The following is a 1477-nucleotide window of genomic DNA, read 5'->3' on the forward strand; positions in this document are numbered from 1 at the left end:
TGCGCTCGTGGGCGGCGGTGTTCTCGTACGGGGCGGTGGTGTCGTACTCGGTGCCGTCGTACGCGGGGGTGTTGTCGTACGCGCCGAGGGGGTCGGGGGCGCGGCCGGTGTCGTGGGCGGGGGCGGTCTCGTGCGCCCCCGTCATCCGGTGCGCACCGGTGGTCTCGGCGGTGCCGGTGAGCTGGGGTGCGCCGTTGATCTCGTGGGCGCCCTGCGGCCGTTGCCGTGCCACGCCGTTGGCGGCACCGGCGGCGGCGGTCCCGGCGGGCAGCGGCGCGGCGGCGGCGAGCGCCGCGGGCTGCGGCTGCACCGGTGCCTGCGGCTGCGGCTGCGGCTGTGCCTGCGCCGGTACGTGCGGGGCGGCGGCCGCGGCGACCTGCTGCGCGCGGGCGGCGGCGGCGCGCTCGCCCTTCTCCTCCGGGTCCATCAGCAGCGCGTTGGGCAGCAGCACGGTGGCGCGGCAGCCGCCGTAGACGTTGCGCTGGAGCTGGACGGGGATCCGGTGGCGGCGCGCGAGGTGGGCGACGACGAGGAGGCCGATGCGGCCGTCCTTGATCTGCTCGTCCACGACCTGCGGCGTGGCCCGGCTCAGCAGGGTGTTCATCCGGTCCTGCGTGTCGGACTGCAGGCCCAGGCCGCGGTCGTCGATCTCCACGACCAACCCCGCCGCGGCCGGCTCGACGCGCAGCTCGACCTTGGTCTCCGGCGGGGAGAACCCGGCGGCGTTCTCGACGAGTTCGGCGATCAGGTGGATGACGTCGGGGGCGACGGCACCCTCCAGCACGCCGGTCATCGGCGGCACCAGCTTCACCCGCCCGTAGTCCTCGACCTCGGAGACGGCCGAGCGCAGCACGGCGTTCACCGGCATCGGCCGGCTGATGCGCCGCGGCACGGCGCCGCCGAGGATCGCCAGGCTCTCCACCTGGCGGCGCAGCCGGGTGACGAGGTGGTCGAGCTGGAAGAGGCCGTGCAGCAGGTCCGGGTCCTCGACCTGCTTCTCCAGCCCGTCCAGCTCGTCCAGGGAGCGGATGACGAGGTTCTGCAGCCGGCGGGCGAGGTTGACGAAGACCTCGATGCGGCCGCGGGACGAGACGTCCACGACCGCCTTGAGCGCGGCGTGCACGGTGGCGTGCACCAGGCGCTCCACCGACTCGGGGGTGACGTCGGCGGCGGCGCGGGCGGCGGAGGGCGGGGATGACAGCGACAGCGTGTCGGGCTCGGGGCGTTCGCCGCGCTGCGCCTGGTCGACCAGGCGCAGCAGCTCGCCCTGCGCGGCCTCCAGGAGCGCGGTCAGCTCCAGGTTGCGTTCCGCGCGGGCGTCCTCCTCGGCGTCGATGGCGTCGGCGAGCGCGCCGATGCGGAGTATCGCCAGGACCGTGATGCCCACCACGGCCAGCACTCCGGCGCCGATGATCATGCGGGTCTCTGCGCTCGTCGACCCGCCTATGAGCGCGCCGTACGTCGTGGCGCCACCCAC

At 75.1% G+C, this 1477-nt stretch carries 1 protein-coding gene; it reads right to left on the minus strand.

Annotated features, from left to right (window positions below; all coding sequences use genetic code 11):
* On the minus strand, positions 1-1477 hold a 1477-nt coding region (locus tag H5J30_RS32890; RefSeq protein ID WP_181791343.1), incomplete at both ends, for a sensor histidine kinase.

The organism is Streptomyces phytophilus, assembly GCF_013870535.1.
In the GTDB taxonomy this organism is placed as follows: Bacteria; Actinomycetota; Actinomycetes; order Streptomycetales; family Streptomycetaceae; genus Streptomyces; species Streptomyces phytophilus.